Here is a 17,506-nt window from a genome sequence, read left to right as displayed (position 1 = left end):
GGCCGGCGTTGCTGCGCATAGTTACAGCGTTTTCAGAAAACGCATGAGTGAATCCGGCGCCTGATACCGAGGTATCCGTGTGTCGGGCGCTTCCAGTCGGGCGAGCGCCTTCTCCTTCATTGCGAGGTCGGCTTCGACGTAGCGATGGGTGGTCGTCGTGCTCTCGTGCCCGAGCCACAGCGCGATCACGTTGAAGGGGACGCCCGACTGCAGCAGGTGCATCGCTGTGGTGTGGCGCAGCACGTGCGGCGAAACCCGCTTGTTGAGGAGGCTGGGTTCTTGGACAGCCGCACGAGCGACAGCGAGAGTCAGACGCTGGGCAACGTTGGATCGCGACATCGCTCGCCCATCACGGTTGGGCAGCAGGGCAGCCTCGCCGCGAAGCGTCGGGTTCAGCCGCAGCCAGGCGCGAATCTCCACGACAGTACGAGCCCACAGCGGCACCGAGCGCAACTTGCGCCCCTTGCCTTGCAGGTGGACGCAGGCGGCGCCGTCAAGGACGACGTCGACCACGCGCACGCCAATGATCTCGGAGACCCGCGCGCCGGTGTTGTAGAGCATGGCCAACAGTAGGTGATCTCGCTGCGTGGACCAGCTTTCTCCGGGTTGCCCCAACACCGCGACCATCTCATCCCGCGTGAGGTAGCCCAACATCGGCCGCTCGAACCGTTTCATTGGAATCCCCAATGCCTGCTCGACCACATGCAGCGAGGCCACGTCGCGCCGTCCGGCGAATTTCAGGAACGCACGCAGCGCGGTCAGTCTCAGGTTCCGGCTGCGAACCCCGTTATGCCGCTCCTGCTCAAGGTGATCCAGGAACGCCAGGATCAGTTCGGGCCGGATGTCGATCAATTGCAGGCTGGTCGGCGTCTTGCCCAGCTTGTGGCTGGCGAAGTCCAGGAACAACATCAAGGCGTCGCGGTAGCAGGCCACCGTGCGCGGGCTGACCGCCCGTTGCGTGACCAGATGCTCGGTGAAGAACTGTTGCACCAGTGCGGCAAACGACGGCGGATTGGGTGCGATGGCATTACGCATGGTGCACCTCCGATAGCGACATGAACGTCTCGAATCGCCCTGCGGCCAGCGCCATCAACTCCGGTACCGCCGAGAGGTACCAGTAGGTGTTGGTCACCATCGCATGCCCGACGTAGGTCGATAGCGATAGCATCGCTTGATCGACGTCCACCCCCTGTGCCTGCCACAGCAGGATGCGGCGCACGACGAAGGTATGCCTCAGGTCATGGATGCGCGGGGCATGGTGAGCGCCCCGGTTGCGCCAGCCCAACCGTTCTCGCAATTCGGTGAAGACGCGATGCACTTGCCGGTCGCCCAGAGGCGTTCCCCGTCGGCGACCTCGCGTGCCGACGAAGAAGGGGGCCTCGTCCCGTGCAGATAAGCCAGCCAAATCGCACTGCCCTCGATAGAGGCGCAGGGCTTCCACAGTGCTGGGGTGTAGGGGAATCTGACGCGATTTACCGAACTTGGCCTGGTGAATCGTGAGCATCCCGCGCTTGAGGTCGACATCGGCGTTGGTGAGTGCCAGCGCCTCGGAGATCCGCATTCCGGTGCTGGCAAGCAGGCCAAACAGCGTCTCGTAGATGATGCCGCGCGGACCGGGCGATGGACCAAGCTGCCGCGCGGCAGCCAGCAGGTCGATGATCTCCTGCTCACTGTAAATGTGTGGCGCCTGCCGCTCGGGCAGACGGCCGAAGATGGCATCGCCGGGAACCTCGGTTGACGGCTCGAACTGGACCAGCCAATGCGTGAATGAGCGCAACAGCTTCAGCCGACGCGCCCAGGTGTGCGGATCGCTGCTGGCATGGCTGTCGCAGCGCGCCCAGCCAGCCATGACATCCAGCGTAATCGGGCCATGATGGCCGACGGCCTGGACATGGCGGACGAAGCTGCGCAGGGCATAAGCCTGGGTCTGTGCGGAGAAGCCCAGCCGGTGACGTTCATCCAGATATCGTTCGACCAGCGCCTGCAGGGTGGTGTCCGGGCTCATGCTGCGCTCCCCGGCCAAGCCAGGGCGACCTCGGCGAGGTTGCGGCTGTCGAGCTTGGCGTAAATCATCGTGGTGTTGAGAGAGCGGTGACGCAATACGTCGGCCACTTCCTTGAGGGAGGCACCACCTGCCAGCAATCGATTGGCCATGGTGTGACGGAGCAGGTGCGAACGGGTGTAGGGCAATCCGGCATGCGCAAAGGCCTGGCGAATCGCCTTGCGTACCAGGTCCGGTCCGACGGGTTCACCGCGCGGCGTTTGGTGGCGCACGAACACCGCTCGATTGCGGGTCTTGGGACGTTCCTGTTCCAGGTAAGCCACGATGGCCGCGCCGGTGGTCGCTGGCAGCGGCAGGACATCGTCACGGCGGCCCTTGGTGTGGCGCAGCGTAATCGTGCCAGCGCGCCAGTCGATGTCATCGAGGCTGATATGGGCGATCTCGCCGCTACGAAGTCCGAGATCCAAGGCGCAGCGCACGATGGCGTCGGTGCGTCGCAGTGATCGGCCCGGCTTGCCGAGCGAGTTGACCAGTTGCTCGACCTCCCCGGGCATGAGCGTCTTGGGAAGCGAGGACAACTGCCAGTTGGCGGGGTAGGACAGCACGCCGATCAACCCGTGCACCGCGTCGCCCAGGGAAACGCGGTAGCGGAAGTACCCGCGTAGCGACGCAATCACCGTGCCGGTGCTTGCCGGTTTGCTGTAGAGCTTGGCCTGTTGCGCGAAGAAAGTGCGAACCTGATCAGGCTCGATTGCGGCAATGTCGATGGCCGCGTCGCCGAAGCGGGCCGTCAGCAGCCTTCCCACGATGCGCAAGGCCGCCTCTCGGGTCTTGGGTGCCAAGCCCCGCACATGGTCCATGTACGCATCGTAGCGGCGGAGTTCTTCGTCCACGGGCTTCGAACTCACCATGACTGGAGCAATGGCGCCCTGAGCACGCAACACAGCCAAGAGATGCCCCAGCGCGGCGCTGAGCGTACGACGATCTCGCTGAACCGGACCCGAGCAGTGGCAACGCGGCAGATGCTGATCAGTAAACTTGGCGACCAGCGCTTCGTCGATGCTTTGCAACCGTAGCCGACGACCGTGCATCCACTGCGCAAAGTGGCTAACAACGCCGAGATAGTTGCAGAACGTGTTCGCTGCGTAGTCCCGGTTTGCGAGATACAGCATGAACTCATCGATGTGCGGGGCAAGTGGCCCTTTGGCGAGCCAATCGATGCTGGCGTGCTTGGACGAACGTGTGTTTCCCATGGCGGTCTCCTCAAGTGGGACCACCACTGCACAAAACGGCGGAAACTATGTCCAGATCGGCGTTGCCCAGCCGGGCCTGATGCCACGCTGGCTCTGAATCAACCAAGCCCTACTCATCCAACATCCGCATAGTTGGGATCTGCGCATAGGGGTCGCTATGGAGAGATTTGCATAGCGACCCCAAGCTGCCGGATGAGTCTCTGGGGCTCCAGTGGCAGGTGTATGAGTGGAGCGGCCGCCCGTGGGCATAACTCACGGACAAGACCTCTGCCTGAGTTGCTGCCCAGCTTGCTCAATTTGAGCAGCTGCAATCCGGCCGACACCTGCCGCTTGAGGCTCTCAGCGAGCGCGAACTGCAAGTCCTCGATCCTGCGACCTGACCATTCCAGCGCCACCTCGGCTTTCAATGCCGGCGAGTGGTTCCAGCGTGGTTTTCTGCTCATGCTACGGTCTCCTTGTCGGCACGATTCTTGGGCTTTATCACGGAAGCAGCATTCACTTCTCGCCCTGTTCAGATTTCCGGGGCCTCCTCAAATTTCAACGCGCAAAGACATCTAGGCATCAAAGCGCTGCTGAATGCGCCGGATGAGCGCGAACAGTTCAGCATCGACAAGCGCGGCAAGCAATTCGCCGCCCTCGCCGCCGGCCTGGGCTCACAAACCCTTCGGCGAGCGCGAGCGAATTTCGCGCCCTGTTCCGACTCGCGGAACAACCACTGTTGGAAGTCCCTGATCTTGGCCAGATCGGCCCGGGGCCTCAGCATGTTGAACGTGTAAACCCGCATTTGCGGCCCGAAGAGGCCGAGCGGTGCCACAAGCTCGCTGGCCTCGAGATCTCGCCGGGCCAGCAACAAGCTCTATAGGCATACGTCGAGCCCGTCGACCGCCGCGCTGATAGCCATGAACGACCGATCGAAGAGCAGGCCGCGGGAAATGTCGAGCTTGACCGTGCGGTGTCGCCGTATCAATTCTCGCCAGCCGACCAGACATACCTCGCCGTGGATCAGGGTATGGAAGGCGAGGTCACGGGTCTTGCGGATCGGATGATCGCCGTTTATCAGCGCCGGCGCGCACAGGGGCACGATGGTCTCGGGCGGGAGCGGCACCACCATCGTCCCGGGCGGCTGCAGGCGTCGCATGCCGTAGCGGATGTCAAAATCGGTCTGTGTGGTCTCCAGATCCACCGTGCAGGTGCTGAAGTCTGCGGGCCCGTTCCCAATCACCGTGGTCGCAGAGATCCTTGGCTGCTGCCTGCGTGATTTGTGCGTCGAGGCAAATGCTTGAGCGACAAATTGGCGCCGCAAACTTCCGCACCTGCAAACACTTCCTTCTGCACTCTGACCCGCGTTTCTCCGCCCTGGTAATCGATCGCTTATCGCAGAACAGCCGCAACGATCGGCTTCGTTGCTTTCCTGCCCAGAACGGGTTGCCGCTGCTCCTTCACTCTTGACAAGAAAACTGGGCGGGTTGGCTAATCACCGCACCCCGAGCTACATACTAGTCTGTCAGCTTGATTGGTAATACCGGCGCCAGCAAATGCAGCGCGGCTGGCGCCCCGTCTGCAACTTCAGGCTGACCGCAGTCGGTCCTCGCGGATCATCTGCGCGCCGCGTGCCGCGATCATGATCGTCGGCGAGCTGGTGTTGCCGGAGGTGATGGTCGGCATGATCGATGCATCGACCACGCGCAGGCCGCCCAACCCCAACACTTGCAGGCGGGCATCGGTCACCGCGCTCGGATCGTCTTCGCGCCCCATCTTGCAGGTGCCGACCGGGTGGAAGATCGTGGTGCCGATGTTGCCTGCGGCGACCGCCAGATCTTCGTCGGTCTCGAAGCCCGGGCCGGGCAGGTGCTCGACCGGCTTGAACGGTGCCAGCGCGGGCTGGGCCGCGATCTTCCGGGTCAGGCGGATCGCTCTGGCGGCCTTGGCGCGATCTTCCGGATCGGTGAGATACATTGGCGCAATGCGCGGCGCGCTCGCCGGGTCGCGGTCGCGGATCGTGACGTGACCGCGCGATTTCGGGCGCAGGTCGCAAACGCTGGCGGTGAAGGCCGGAAACTTGTGCACCGGGTCGCCGAACTTGTCCAGCGAGAGCGGTTGCACGTGGTATTCGAGGTCTGGGTTTTCGACCGAGGAGTCGGAACAGGCGAACAGGCCGAGCTGGCTCGGCGCCATGGTCAAGGGGCCGCGGCGGAAGAAGGCGTATTCCAGGCCCATCATCGCCTTGCCCCACAGGCTGTTGGCCTGCTGGTTCAGGGTCTTGATGCCGCTCACTTTGAAGATGCTGCGCAGCTGCAGGTGATCCTGCAGGTTGTTGCCGACCCCCTTCAACTCATGGGCGAGTGGAATACCGAGCTCTTGCAGTGTTGCGCCGTCGCCGATGCCCGAGCGCTGCAGGATCGCCGGCGAACCGAGCGAACCAGCCGCAAGCACGGTCTCGATGCGTGCGCGGGCGACGCACTCCTCGCCATCGCGGCGGAAGATGATGCCTTTCACCCGCCGCCCGTCCATCAGCAGCCGGTCGGACAGCGCACCGGTGACGATGGTCAGATTAGGCCGGTGGCGCACCGGATCGAGGAAGCCGCGCACTGCGCTCCAGCGGGTGCCGCGTTTTTGATTGACCTCGAACTGGCTGACGCCGAGGTTATTGCCGCGGTTGAAGTCTTCGGTCATCGGAATGCCCGCTTCCGCGGTAGCTTCGGCGAAACGGTCAAGGATGTCCCAGCGCAGGCGTTGCTGCTCGACCCGCCACTCGCCGCCGCTGCCATGGTGCTCGCTGCCGCCGCGCCAGTTGTCCTCGACGCCCTTGAAGTGCGGTAGTACCGCGTCCCAACTCCAGCCGGCGTCGCCGGTGAGCTCGGCCCATTCGTTGTAGTCGCGGGCCTGGCCGCGCAGGTAGAGCATCGCATTGATCAGCGTCGAGCCGCCGAGCCCCTTGCCGCGGGCGTAGATGATGCTGCGTCCGTTCAGGCCCGGCTCGGGCTCGGTCTTGTAGCACCAGTCGGTGCGCGGGTTGTTGATGCAGTAGAGATAGCCGACAGGGATCTTGGTCCAGATCCATTTCTCGTCGTTGCCGGCTTCGAGCAGCAGCACGCTGACGTCCGCGTCGGCCGAGAGGCGGTTGGCCAGCACGCAGCCCGCAGCACCGCCGCCAACGATGACGTAGTCAAATTCACCGATATCTTTCATGGGAAGTTCCTGAATTCGAATTTTGGAGGGCCGCCGCCCGGCGCGCACGGGGCCGGCGGGATTCCAGCCGCATACGGCGTCGGACCCGATCAGTAGGCGGCGGGCCGAAGCCCGCCGTACAGCTTGTCTTTTCAGTGAAAGGTCAATTGACCGGCATCACGAATTCCGGCCCCTTCGAACCGCTATCCGGCCAGCGTTGCATCACGCTCTTGTAGCGGGTGTAGAAGCGCACGCCTTCCTCGCCGTAGCTGTGGTGATCGCCGAACAGGCTCTGTTTCCAGCCACCGAACGAGTGCCAGGCCATCGGCACCGGCAGAGGCACATTGATGCCGACCATGCCGATCTGGATCTTCTGCGCGAACTCCTGTGCGGTGCGGCCGTCACGGGTGTAGCAGGCGACGCCGTTGCCGAAGGCGTGCGAATTGACCAGCTCGACCGCCTCGGCGAAGGTGTCGACCCGCACCACGCACAACACCGGGCCGAAGATTTCCTCGCGGTAGATCTTCATGTCCGGTGTGACGTTGTCGAACAGCGAGGCGCCGAGGAAGTAACCCTGCTCGCGGCCCGGCACGACCAGCCCGCGACCGTCCATCACCAGCGTCGCCCCTTGCTCGACGCCCGAGGCGATGTAGCCTTCAATGCGCTGCTTGGCTTCGGCGGTCACGATCGGGCCCATGTCGGCACCCTCGGCTTCACCGTCGTTCACCCTCAGCGCGCGGGCACGGGTGGCAACCTTGTCGACCAGTTCGTCGGCGATATGGCCGACCGCGACCGCGACCGAGATCGCCATGCAGCGTTCTCCGGCGGACCCGTAGGCGGCACCGATCAGCGCGTCGGCGGCCTGATCGAGGTCGGCGTCAGGCATTACCACCATATGGTTCTTCGCACCGCCCAGTGCCTGCGAGCGCTTGCCGTTGCGGGCCGATGTCTCGTAGATGTACTTGGCGATCGGGGTCGAGCCGACGAAGCTCACTGCCTGCACGTCGGGGTGGTTCAGCAGACGATCGACCGCGAGCTTGTCGCCTTGGACGACGTTGAACACGCCGGCTGGCAGTCCGGCTTCGCGGAACAGCTCGGCGGTCAGCAGCGAGGGCGAGGGGTCGCGCTCGGAGGGCTTGAGGATGAAGCTGTTGCCGCAGGCGATCGACACCGGCGCCATCCACATCGGGACCATGAACGGGAAGTTGAAGGGCGTGATGCCGGCGGTGACGCCCAGCGGTGCGCGCTGGCTCCAGTTGCTGATGCCGCCACCAACGTTGTCCGAGTACTGCCCCTTGAAGAGCTGGGGGATGCCGCAGGCGAACTCGATGATCTCTAGCCCGCGCTGCACTTCACCCTTGGCGTCCGGGAAGGTCTTGCCATGCTCGCGGGTGATCAGGCGGGCGAGGTCGTCGGTGTGGCGCTCGACCAGTTCCTTCATCTTGAACAGCACCCGCGCGCGCTTCTGCGGCGCCATCGCGCCCCAGGCGTGCTGTGCGGTGGCGGCGCTGGCGACCGCCGCGTCGACTTCCGCTTCGGTGGCCAGACCGACCTGACGGGTCGAGCGACCCAAAGCCGGGTCGAAAACCGGCTGGCTACGCTCGCCGGCCGGACGGGGTTCGTTGTCGATCCAGTGGCCGATGTGCTCGGGGGCGTTGATGTAAGTAAGGCTCATGTCTCTTCCTTCGCTGTGTGACGGTTGTGACGATGGATCGTATTTAGAACCATGTACTACAGAGGGTCCAATGAGTTATTCTTGATTTCGTTATTCGAATTGCTAATTACAGAATGGACTACTCAGGACTGCGCGCGTTCGTCACCGTGGCACGCGAGGGCAACCTCACCCGCGCCGCGGAGCGGCTCTTCGTCACCCAGCCGGCGCTCAGCCTGCAGCTTAAGAAGTTGCATGAATCAATCGGTGTCATGCTCTTCGAGCGGCGACCGCGCGGCATGCGCCTGACCGAGGCGGGGCAGAAGCTGTTGCCGGCCGCCGAGCGGGCGCTGACTGCCGCGGCCGAGTTCCGCGCCGCGGCGACGAGGCTGAAGGGTTCGGTGACGGGACGGTTGCGGCTCGGCACCATCGTCGATCCCGAGTTCCTGCGCATGGGGCCGTTCCTGCGCCTGCTGGCGGAGCGCCACCCCGGTCTGTCGTTCGAACTATCACACGGCATGTCGGGCGCGGTTGCCCGCGAGTTGGAGGCGGGGCGGCTCGACGTTGCTTACGCGCTCGGCCCACCCGGGTTGGCGGAACTGAAGGATCGCTTTTACGTTGTCACGCTAACCGCGTTCGTTTATCGCGTCATTGCTCCGGCAGGCTGGAGCGGCCAGGTGCGGGGGAAAGGATGGCGCGACCTTGCGCGGCTACCGTGGATCGGTACGCCGCCCGACTCAGTCCATTCGCGCCTCTTGAGCCGCATCTTTGCCGCTGAGGGCGTTGCGCAGCGGGTCGTCGCACGGGTCGATCTCGAGCCCTCGATGATCGATCTGGTGAAGTCGGGTGTCGCGCTGGCGCTTGCGCGCGAAAGTCTCGCGCTGCGTGCTGCGCACGCCGAAGGCATCGTCATTGCCGATGCGGTGTCGGTACCCGCCGAACTTGGCTTCATTTGCCGTCAGGAATGCCAAGAGGAGCCACTGATCGCGGCGGCGATGAACATCGTCGAGGAGGTTTGGCACGGCGGGGGTAGAAGCGGCGCGAGTTGATCGCGTGGGCGGCGCGCGTGTAGCAGGTACGATTGGTGAAACGTGAAAGCGCCGTATCGCGCTTTGAAGAAGGGTTCTCTCGTCACCTGATGGAATGGTGGTCGCCAGTTCCGATTTTGCAGTCGGCCTGTCGCTTCAACTCCACGTTGAGAGGTCGCTCTTGCAGCGCTCGGCCGGCTGCCGAGCGTCGAATCTGTGAGTCCGAAGCATCAAGGACCTGCAGTTCGCCCACGCTGAGCGCCGTGTAGCAGGTGTCGGCCGGATTGCCGCCGCTCGATGGGCAGGTCCCTCAGGTCGAGTTGCTCCCGTAGGCAGGACGGCAGTTTTTTGAGTGGAGCTACCTCTCGATCGGCAGCTTGATAGTAAACGCGATGGGCCGGTCGTGGCCGAAAGGTCAGCGGAGATCTTGCAGCTGGCTCACATCCGTCCCGTCTTGCTGATCGGGGTGACCTTGCCCCCGGTCAGCGCCGCCCGCTCCTTGACCCACGCTTCCCGTTCATCCCAAAGCTGCTTGAGCAGCGACACCTCGCGGGCCAGCGCCTCCTCCCACAACGCCCGGTAGCGTGCAGCTTCGGCCTTGGCCTCGTCCAGCCGCTCCCGCATGTCATCACGGTGCTTGGCCTCTGCCTTGGCGGCAGCATCGATCGCCTCGATCAGGTCGCTGAAGATCGGCCGTGATTTCTTGATCGTGCCCTTCTTGCGTCCCGCTTCCAGAGATACTGAATCGTTGGTGATTCTAGTCCCTTTGGGGACATTGGTCGGCTTGCCTTTTTTTAGGCGTTCCAGCGCCTCGAAGTAATCCTTGAGGATGTCAGGCATGTCCGTCTCCTGTCGGGGCCGCTGCAAGGCCTTCCTGGGGTCGCCATTCGCGTTCCACACGCTCCAGCGCCTCCAGTTCCTCACGCTCCATCGCTGCGGTGACTGAACCGGGCGTGATGTGAGCCATCGCCGCACGTTTGAGCCGGATCGTCTGCACGATTTTCGAGTGCTTGCCGATTAGGTGCTTGCAGCCATCGGTGGCGCAAACGGTGTCGATGAGGTTCAGGCCCTTGCGTGTCTCGCACACCCCCGGTCGCGTGCAGCCGCCCAGCGGGCCTTCCCGGTAGGCGAGCAGCCCGGCCTTCATCTGCCTGGCAACCTCCTCGCGCGCCATGACCTCGCCGCGCTCTCGCTGGCGATCGTAATAGTTGCCGGCCCCGCCAAACATCTGCTCTTTGCTGTGCAGCACGTCGCGCACGAAGGCCAGCACTTCGGCCTCCTCGGCGCCGTCCTGCCACTCGACCGCGACGTGCTTGTTGTAGCCCTTCGGGTCGTCCTCGATGAAGTTCTTGCAGAAGGTGCTGCCGCGCCCGTAGTACAGGGTCATCTCGCGCGTGATATGCTGCAACTGCCGGCGCAGGGAGGAGAGGCGAACCAGGCCGCTGGCGTTGGCATACACCGCCAGGCTGCGGCGCAGTTGGTGGGTGGTCAGCGGCCAGGGCCGGCCGATCCCGAACTCGGGCTCCTCGCACCAAGCGCGGAAGGGGTCGATCTCCTCCAGTTCCGCGATGTCTTCCTCCTCGATGGCCGGGCACAGGCGGCTTAGAAGAGAATCACTTGCACCGCCAAGATATCCCTTAAAGGCGGCGATCCGACGCTCCGGCGAGACTTGGCGCTGCATCCAAGGCAGGTACTCGACCGAAGGGAACAGCGGGTGCTCGTCCTTCAGGTCGTCAGCCTTGCTCGGCATGACACCTCGGTCCTCGTAGATCGCGGCGGCGAACTCTTGGGCCAGCCGGATCGCCCGGAAGCCGTCGCGCTCGGTGGTAACCCACTTTGTCCGCAGGCGCCTCCCATTGTTGAACTTGGTCGTGGCGCCGGCAATCAGGCAGTGCTTGCGCCCGTGCAGGCCGCGCTCGGGGCTCATGCAGTGGTACGGCAGATGCCGGGCTTCGGAATTCCGCATGCCGCTGAACACATGAATCTGCAGCTTACACATAAGGAAGATCTCGCCGATGGCGCTGGCCATGTCCATCAAAGGTCTCGGCCCGGTGAAGCCGCGCCTGCCAAGGTAGGCGGCGAGACCGTGCTTCTCGACCAGCGCGGGGCCGATGCAAATCCTGTTCTGGGCCGCCTTGGCTTGTCGATGCTCGACAATGGCTTCCCGTAGCGCCGCTAGCAACCGGGGCTTGTGCGCCTCGATATCGTCGAGTTCCGCCGCGAGGTTGTTGATCAGCGCGGCGTAGATCCGGGTCGGCAGGGGAGCGTGCTGCCGAAAGTCGTTGCGAAACTCCTTGACCCGCCGCTCCAGGTCCTTCCACTGCTTCGGGGTCGCCAGTGTGAAACCCAGTTGCGTTTCAGGCTCGATCTGGCCAAGGAAGGTGAGCCAACCCATCCATTTGGCCACGTAGGTATCTGGCAGGCTTGCGCCGCAGGCATCCAGGAGGGTCGTTTGCGTCAGCACGTCGCGCACCATGCAGGATCGCGCCTCGGCAAAGCGCGCGGCGTGGTGCAGCGTGCGGAGTTTGACGTCCAGCGTGATTGGCGCGTTTTCGTTGCCGTAATAGATCAGGCGCGTCATCAGGAACTGCAGCTCGCGAATGCGGGCTTCGCGCTCGGGCGAAACCACCAATGTGCCCTTGACCGCTCTGCCTTTTGTCTGCTTCCAGTAGAAGAAGTGCAGGTAGAACTTCTGCCGGTGGGCCGTATAGGCCGTCCATGGCCAGACGAACTCGCCGACCGTGTGCGGGGTACCATCCACGTCGCGGCAGATGACGTGGTCCAGCGGCAGGCAGATGCCCCGGTCGTCGTCCCACGGGTCGGGGCCTTGGGCGCCGTGCTGCTCGATGCGCGCCTCGATCTTCATGCGATGACTCCCAGTTCGAGGAACAGCTGGTACTTGTCTGCGAAGAATGGCGTGAGGTTGCCGTTCTCGAACACGTCCTTGCGTACCTGCACCACCATTGCGCGGCAGTTGCGGAAGTTGGCAATCTTCTCAAGGTCCTCGTCGCACTTGGCGATCAGTGGCCGCAGGGCGGCTTCGTGTAGCGGGCCGAGGATCACCTGCTCCATGACGAAGGCGGCAGAGGCGACCTTGCGCGCGTCCTCCTCGCAGGCGACCAGCACCCGGCGCTTGCAGAACAGGCAGCCTTGGGAATCCTTGCAGTCCGGCTTGACCGGCGCGTTGTCGGCCAGTGACTCGGGATGGCCGAAGCTGTCGCAGCGTCCGCCTTCCTCTAGCGGCGGAGCGTCCGCTCCCTCCGCCTTGACCGCGATGACGCGCTGACGTCTTGCAGACTCGGAGACTGACGTCAGGAATAGCGACAGTTCCTCGCGGTGATCAGTGGCCGAGCCGGAGTCGTAGCGCTTCTGCGCGGTCTGTTCGGTGTTCTGGAGCACCTTGGCCGTGACCGACGCGTCGTGATGGCGCTGGTACCAGTCCGCCACACTGGCACGGAGCTTTCTCACGGGCATGCGGGGCAACTGCGAGTCGAGGGCGCGAAGCTGGTTCTCGTACAGCGAAGCAAGCGGGCTATAGCCGATCTGCGTGGGCGGGTTCTCGTTTCGTGGTCCAAACGTAAAGAACAGGTAAGGGAAGTTCTTGCCCTGGAGGAGGTACCGGCGCAGTTCCATGAAGCGGCGCAGGGACGGCATGAAGGCAGCCGGCACGGTCAGCGTCACGGACTTGCCGCTCGCCCGGAATTTGATAGATCGGAATTGCTGGTTGCTGGTGGCTGCGTCGACCTCGCCGTTCGTCTCGATTTCGCGAGTGACCGACTCGTTGGCAGCGGTGTTGCAGAAGAAGAGGAACAGGAAGGCCTTGTGGGCGATTATGCCGAGCATAGTCCGGTGCCTGTCATGCACGTCGGCATTGGCGGTGTCGATTCGGGCCTGTGCTCTCTTGATGGCCTCCTTTGCATCCTCGCGCTGCTGCGATGGATAGCGTCTCGTGGCATATCGATGCGCGATCGCGTCGGGCGTGGCGAGGCGGCCGTTAGCGTAATCGTAGGCCCAACAGGCCTGCTTGCCGAGTTTTTCTCGTTCGGCGCCCCATTGGTGCGGAGGCAGGCGCCACTGATTAATAGGAAAGAGCCAGAGGTGGCTTTCCTCCCAGCCAAGGGTGCCCGGGAGCTCCAGTTTGTAGGGGAAGGGGCGCTGTTCCAGCACCAGGTCGCACAGGCCGTCGAACAGCGCCTGGTTGAGCGCCACGCCATGCGCGAAGTCGTGCGGCGCCAAGGGTTCGGTGCCGCCATTCGGGTTCCAGCGTTCCTTGACCTTGCCTATGCCGCGGCCGAGCGCTTCAAGACCGGTCGCGGCTTCCAGAAGTTCGCGGATGAAGTCAAGTCGGTCGTTGTGCGCCCTTTGACCAAACTCTTGCCGGAGATAGCGTTCGCGGGTTTCGGTCACCCAGGCACGATAGGCATTGCGCGTGGCCTCGCCGCCTGAGAGGCAGTCATGCAGGCCGTTGGAATCTGACCAGTCGAGGAACGACTTGAGCTGATGCGCATAGTTTCCCACTGTTATCAGGCTTTTGCCGTCATCTTGGACTAGGCGGGAGAGCGCCTTGATGAGTTGCAGGATTTCTTTGGGGCGCTGCTTGAGGAGGGAGCCGATCACAACCCCGCGCGGCTGGCCGGGCTTGCGCATCTTGCTCGAGCGCAGCGAATAGCAGAGCGCGCCGAGGTCGTGGGAAACGGGGCCGATTTTGAGGATGACATGCTCCGGATGCAGGAGGCGGGTGTTCTTGCCCAGCGGCAGCTCGATGGTGACTGTCGAGCGTGTGGCGAAGATGGGCTCGACGGGCTTATTCATCGATCGCCATGCCTTTCATCGCCTGGTCGATCCAGCGCTGCAACTGCTCGCCGTACCCATTCACCGCCTCGTAGATGGCATCCATCTGGCTGCGGTAGTTGAGGTAAAGGTCCGTGGTGGCAAAGCTCTCGTGCCACAGGAGATCCTTCACGGTCATGCGCGCCCGGTTCAGGGTGATCGATCCCGATTGCACCAGTTCCATCAGCAGTTCGGTGATGTTCATGCCGAAGCTGGCCCGCAGGTCGTGGATCCGGTAATGGAAGTGCTTGTCGTGGTGCGCACGCACGTAGGGAATCACGTGCTCCCTGAGGAACTGGCGAACAGGCTGGCCGGTTTGCCCATGGCGGCGGTCGAGGTCGGGGTTGAAGCGGAGGGTCTCGGCCTTGGCCGTGTAGTAGGGGCTGCCCTGCTGCGTCAGGAACAGGTAGGGGTCGGGATGCTCGCCGTGCTTAGCCATGAACCGGTTTCGGCGTACTTCGGCTCGCCTTGACAGGGCATAGGTGTGCAGCAGTTCATAGAGGGGGCGCGGGACCTGCAGCACGCCGGTTTTATCGTTCTTGGTGTCAATGCCCGTCCCCGGCCCTGCTTTCAGCTTGTAGAGCTCCCCGTCGCCCGTGAGTAACTTGGAGAATCGCGGGTTCTGGCTGGTGAAGTGCCGTAGGCGCAGCGTGCTGGCCGTCTGGATACGCGCCCCCGTGGCGAGCATGAAGAGCTGTATCAGGTAGCACTCGGTGTTGCCCTTGGCCTCGGTCGCTTCGAGAATCCAGACCTGTTCCTTGCCGGTGAGGGGCCGCAGCTTGCCGCCATCCTGGATGGTCCCGGCGAATGGGTCTTCCGACTTGGGCGCGCGGATGCCCACGTCCGTGCTAACCACCCTTTTGGAGACCGCCACCCCCTCGGTCGTCTTGAAGGCAAGCTGGTATTGTGTCTCCTCCCACGGCGGGTATTCGGGCTGGAAGTAGTTGTTGGCAATCAGCCAACGGTAGAAAGAGACGACGGTTCCGATGCGTCGCTTCGCCGTGCTCGGTGCCAGTACGCGTGCCTGAATCTGCTGTTGCAAGTAACCCCGGTAGCGGTAGGTCGGCCGTCGTAGCTTGATCTTGGGGAACTGAAACAACAAGTCGTCGGGGTTGTTCTGTGTATCCAGCCACTCCTTGTACGCGGCCAGGTCGTCCGCCCTGCTCTGGTAGGTCGTCATGGCAGGGGTCGTTTCCGCCTCAAGCTGCGCCAGGATGAAGAGGCTGCCGAGCGGCCAAGGAACGGCGTTTCGGTCCAGGACGACCGGAAACAGGTTGTAGTTGAAGCCCCGTCCAGCATGATCGTCCCAAACAAAACGATAGTGGTAGGTCAGGGCAGGCCGTCCCTTGCCCTGCTTGATGGCCCGAGTGAGCGCGCGTGGATCTTCCGCTGTAGTCACTTCCGACAACTGAAAGACAGGCAGGAGAACCTTGCGGCGCTGTTCCTTCACTAGCCAAGCCCAGGAAATCGACGCCGCAGTTCGCGTATCTGCTCCAGCGCGGCGGATGCTGGGGTGATTACCACAGAATCGGGGATCGTCAGGCCAAGCACCTTGGCCAAATTGGTCGGATAGAGCCGCCGCCGGCCTGCGAGTCGACCGCACGCCTCCTGCACCGCCACAAACCCCACCTGCTCGATCATCCAGGCAATGGCTCTCTTGTCACGGGCGTTGAGAACCAAGACGCCTTCGGGCTGCTGCCCTGCGGCGTCGGTCGGTCGCCCTGCTGGGCTCCCTCCCAAAGGCTCTTGCTCACCCTTCAAACCAGAAACCCCCGGAAATTTGCATTCACGCGATCCAGTCTGTCCATTCTAACAAAACTTCGTTGTCAGGACTTTTTTGATGGAACTTGCATGTCGGGCGCGTCGATCTCGGCAAGCCGAACCTTGATCTGCTGGAAGTCATCGTTGAGGACGGTCAGCGTGTCGCCATCGGCGACGGCAACCACGAGACCGACGATGAGGGTTGCGGCGGCCGCCACTATTCCGCTTCGCCCTGAGCGACCTTGGGTTTCTCCTTAGGGCGGCCGAACTCGCGCAGGTCAGTAACGATGCCGACGGACTTAGCATCGGCCCCGAAAACGATGTTCAAGAGCGCCTGAACCGGCCGAGGTATTTCCCGGCCCGACTCATAAGGGCACCTCGAATAACGCGAGGTTTTCGTTGAATCCCGCCGCCAAACAATGACAGCGACCGAACTCGGTTCAATTTCTCCGGCAAATCACCGCTTTTCTCTGCGGTGTCGCTCCGTTTTCTCTTCGAATCGCCCGGGAAATCGGCGATTCGGCCCATTTCGGGCGTCAGAAAGCCTCGATTCCGGCCTTCTGGAAGTACACCAGCCGCTTCAGGTTGTAGCAGGCGGCCATCATCGTCATCGCAAAGTTCGCTCGCGCCTGGCCGATCGTGCGGATCAGCTTGCCACCCATCTGATCGATGGCCGCGAACACGTGCTCGACACGGGCGCGCGTCTTGGCGATGCGATGGTTACGCCCTTGCTGACACTCAGACAGCGGCTTGTTGCGCGTACCCTTTCTCTGAATCTGGTTCCGGTAACCCTTGTCCTTCAACCAGTCTTCACGCCCCTTGGACGTGTAGCCCCGGTCCGCATAGACGTCTCGGCTCGTGTTCAGGGTGTAGAACACGCTCTCGAAGTGCTGGCTGTCGTGGATGCTGGCCGTACCCGTCTCGATCTTGCGGATGACCTTGTACTTCTTGTCGACGTTGATCGAGAGCTTGTAGCCGAAGTGACTCTTGCCGTGCTTCTTGGTCCAGGTGGCATCGGTGTCTTTCTGGCGCCGTTTGGCCGGTTTCCAGTCGGCCGGCATCGCCCCTTCCTTGACGAGCTTGTTCTCTTCACGGCTGTTGCGTTGCTTGGGCGCGGGCACCAGCGTGGCGTCGATGATCTGACCACCGCGGGCGATGAAACCGCGCTTGAGCAGTTGGGCCGACACGCCGTCGAACAGGACCTTCGCGCCGGCTTCACCGATGCGATTCTCGAACGTCCACATCGTCGTTCGATCCGGAATATTGATCGCGCTGGCCAACCCGCAGAAGCGCTTGTAGCTCATCCGGTCAAGCAACTGATACTCCATCTGTTCATCCGACAGGTTGTACAGCCGCTTCAACACCAGAATGCGTACCATCGTCTCGGTCGGATACGGCGGACGACCGCCTTGCGGACTCACCGGACGCGGCGCCACCCGATCCACTTCCGCCGCCAACGCCCCGAAGTCGATGTACGACTCGATTTCGGCCAGTGGATCTCCGAGCGTGTCGATCTTCTTGCGGTGATGCTCGTCGGCGAACAGGTCGGTCTTGATGGCGGTGCGTTTCTTCATGGCTGGTGGCAGAGAACGAAATCAGGACAATCCAATTTTACCAATCACAGAGGTGCCGAGGTTTTTCGAGGCGCCCATAACGGCTGCCACCGGATTGGGTGGTGTGGAAGTGCGCCCAGAAATCCGCTTGGTTCATGCGGAGCTTCTGCCTAGGCTCGCGGACTTCACTGCCGGTGTAGAGCTTTAGCTTCATGGCAACTCATCAGCATCCGAAAGCGCACATGATATGCGAATCGGCT

The 17,506-nt window shown here is 63.0% G+C and carries 16 protein-coding genes; 1 reads left to right on the top strand and 15 read right to left on the bottom strand.

The features are described 5' to 3' along the window. Positions 1 to 21: 21 nt before the first annotated feature. The 6 genes from LQF09_RS02495 to LQF09_RS02470 all read right to left on the bottom strand — a co-directional run bounded on the left by LQF09_RS02495 (position 22) and on the right by LQF09_RS02470 (position 8,098). Positions 22 to 1,035 (bottom strand): tyrosine-type recombinase/integrase, encoded by a 1,014-nt coding sequence (locus tag LQF09_RS02495; protein WP_270069099.1) that lies wholly within the window; start codon positions 1,033 to 1,035, stop codon positions 22 to 24. Next, a complete protein-coding gene (locus LQF09_RS02490) occupies positions 1,028 to 2,005 on the bottom strand; it encodes a tyrosine-type recombinase/integrase (RefSeq protein WP_270069098.1) in 978 nt (325 codons plus the stop codon). Before LQF09_RS02490 ends, LQF09_RS02495 begins: the two co-directional genes overlap by 8 nt. Further along, on the bottom strand, positions 2,002 to 3,255 hold the full coding sequence (locus LQF09_RS02485) for a site-specific integrase (RefSeq protein ID WP_270069097.1): 1,254 nt from the start codon (positions 3,253 to 3,255) through the stop codon (positions 2,002 to 2,004). The genes LQF09_RS02490 and LQF09_RS02485 overlap by 4 nt, the downstream gene beginning before the upstream one ends. Positions 3,256 to 4,111: 856 nt before the next feature. Next, positions 4,112 to 4,438 carry a hypothetical protein gene (locus LQF09_RS02480; protein WP_270069096.1) on the bottom strand — a complete coding sequence of 109 codons (327 nt, stop codon included), beginning with the start codon at positions 4,436 to 4,438 and terminating at the stop codon, positions 4,112 to 4,114. Between the two features lie 383 nt (positions 4,439 to 4,821). Then, the gene (locus LQF09_RS02475; protein WP_270069095.1) at positions 4,822 to 6,444 is read right to left on the bottom strand and encodes a GMC family oxidoreductase; all 1,623 of its coding nucleotides are present in this window, start codon (positions 6,442 to 6,444) and stop codon (positions 4,822 to 4,824) included. 142 nt (positions 6,445 to 6,586) lie between these two features. Beyond that, positions 6,587 to 8,098 (bottom strand): CoA-acylating methylmalonate-semialdehyde dehydrogenase, encoded by a 1,512-nt coding sequence (locus LQF09_RS02470; RefSeq protein ID WP_270069094.1) that lies wholly within the window; start codon positions 8,096 to 8,098, stop codon positions 6,587 to 6,589. Between the two features lie 146 nt (positions 8,099 to 8,244). Here LQF09_RS02470 and LQF09_RS02465 point away from each other — a divergent pair, with 146 nt between their 5' ends. Beyond that, positions 8,245 to 9,123 (top strand): LysR family transcriptional regulator, encoded by an 879-nt coding sequence (locus tag LQF09_RS02465; protein ID WP_270069093.1) that lies wholly within the window; start codon positions 8,245 to 8,247, stop codon positions 9,121 to 9,123. A 417-nt stretch (positions 9,124 to 9,540) separates the two neighbouring features. Here the strand turns inward: LQF09_RS02465 and LQF09_RS02460 are convergent, their stop codons facing one another. The 9 genes from LQF09_RS02460 to LQF09_RS19670 form a co-directional block, all read right to left on the bottom strand. Beyond that, positions 9,541 to 9,942: a hypothetical protein gene (locus tag LQF09_RS02460; protein ID WP_247733388.1), complete on the bottom strand. Its 402-nt coding sequence runs from the start codon at positions 9,940 to 9,942 to the stop codon at positions 9,541 to 9,543. Next, positions 9,935 to 11,968, bottom strand: a complete 2,034-nt coding sequence (locus LQF09_RS02455; protein ID WP_270069092.1) for a hypothetical protein — start codon at positions 11,966 to 11,968, stop codon at positions 9,935 to 9,937. Before LQF09_RS02455 ends, LQF09_RS02460 begins: the two co-directional genes overlap by 8 nt. Beyond that, a complete protein-coding gene (locus tag LQF09_RS02450) occupies positions 11,965 to 13,914 on the bottom strand; it encodes a hypothetical protein (protein WP_270069091.1) in 1,950 nt (649 codons plus the stop codon). Before LQF09_RS02450 ends, LQF09_RS02455 begins: the two co-directional genes overlap by 4 nt. Next, positions 13,907 to 15,382 (bottom strand): hypothetical protein, encoded by a 1,476-nt coding sequence (locus LQF09_RS02445; RefSeq protein ID WP_247734471.1) that lies wholly within the window; start codon positions 15,380 to 15,382, stop codon positions 13,907 to 13,909. Before LQF09_RS02445 ends, LQF09_RS02450 begins: the two co-directional genes overlap by 8 nt. After that, positions 15,382 to 15,612, bottom strand: coding sequence for a cryptic plasmid protein A (locus tag LQF09_RS02440; protein WP_270069090.1), 231 nt, complete (start codon positions 15,610 to 15,612; stop codon positions 15,382 to 15,384). Before LQF09_RS02440 ends, LQF09_RS02445 begins: the two co-directional genes overlap by 1 nt. A gap of 146 nt (positions 15,613 to 15,758) precedes the next feature. Next, positions 15,759 to 15,911: a thermonuclease family protein gene (locus LQF09_RS02435; protein WP_270069089.1), complete on the bottom strand. Its 153-nt coding sequence runs from the start codon at positions 15,909 to 15,911 to the stop codon at positions 15,759 to 15,761. Then, positions 15,911 to 16,114, bottom strand: a complete 204-nt coding sequence (locus LQF09_RS19675; RefSeq protein ID WP_443081785.1) for a hypothetical protein — start codon at positions 16,112 to 16,114, stop codon at positions 15,911 to 15,913. Before LQF09_RS19675 ends, LQF09_RS02435 begins: the two co-directional genes overlap by 1 nt. A gap of 115 nt (positions 16,115 to 16,229) precedes the next feature. Next, positions 16,230 to 17,267, bottom strand: a complete 1,038-nt coding sequence (locus tag LQF09_RS02430) for an IS5 family transposase (RefSeq protein WP_270067868.1) — start codon at positions 17,265 to 17,267, stop codon at positions 16,230 to 16,232. Between the two features lie 37 nt (positions 17,268 to 17,304). Then, a complete protein-coding gene (locus LQF09_RS19670) occupies positions 17,305 to 17,403 on the bottom strand; it encodes a hypothetical protein (RefSeq protein WP_443081784.1) in 99 nt (32 codons plus the stop codon). Positions 17,404 to 17,506 lie beyond the last annotated feature (103 nt).

Origin of the sequence: Thauera sp. WB-2 (assembly GCF_027594845.1) — a bacterium.
Taxonomy (GTDB): domain Bacteria; phylum Pseudomonadota; class Gammaproteobacteria; order Burkholderiales; family Rhodocyclaceae; genus Thauera; species Thauera mechernichensis.
The sequence above is the reverse complement of the archived record's forward strand: the minus strand, read 5'-3'. Positions and strand labels throughout refer to the sequence as shown.

What these genes read in the sequence shown, in the direction of transcription:
- LQF09_RS02495 (WP_270069099.1), bottom strand. Translation starts at nt 1,035, where the DNA reads ATGCGTAATGCCATCGCACCCAATCCGCCGTCGTTTGCCGCACTGGTG.
- LQF09_RS02490 (WP_270069098.1), bottom strand. Translation starts at nt 2,005, where the DNA reads ATGAGCCCGGACACCACCCTGCAGGCGCTGGTCGAACGATATCTGGAT.
- LQF09_RS02485 (WP_270069097.1), bottom strand. Translation starts at nt 3,255, where the DNA reads ATGGGAAACACACGTTCGTCCAAGCACGCCAGCATCGATTGGCTCGCC.
- LQF09_RS02475 (WP_270069095.1), bottom strand. Translation starts at nt 6,444, where the DNA reads ATGAAAGATATCGGTGAATTTGACTACGTCATCGTTGGCGGCGGTGCT.
- LQF09_RS02470 (WP_270069094.1), bottom strand. Translation starts at nt 8,098, where the DNA reads ATGAGCCTTACTTACATCAACGCCCCCGAGCACATCGGCCACTGGATC.
- LQF09_RS02460 (WP_247733388.1), bottom strand. Translation starts at nt 9,942, where the DNA reads ATGCCTGACATCCTCAAGGATTACTTCGAGGCGCTGGAACGCCTAAAA.
- LQF09_RS02455 (WP_270069092.1), bottom strand. Translation starts at nt 11,968, where the DNA reads ATGAAGATCGAGGCGCGCATCGAGCAGCACGGCGCCCAAGGCCCCGAC.
- LQF09_RS02450 (WP_270069091.1), bottom strand. Translation starts at nt 13,914, where the DNA reads ATGAATAAGCCCGTCGAGCCCATCTTCGCCACACGCTCGACAGTCACC.
- LQF09_RS02430 (WP_270067868.1), bottom strand. Translation starts at nt 17,267, where the DNA reads ATGAAGAAACGCACCGCCATCAAGACCGACCTGTTCGCCGACGAGCAT.
- LQF09_RS19670 (WP_443081784.1), bottom strand. Translation starts at nt 17,403, where the DNA reads ATGAACCAAGCGGATTTCTGGGCGCACTTCCACACCACCCAATCCGGT.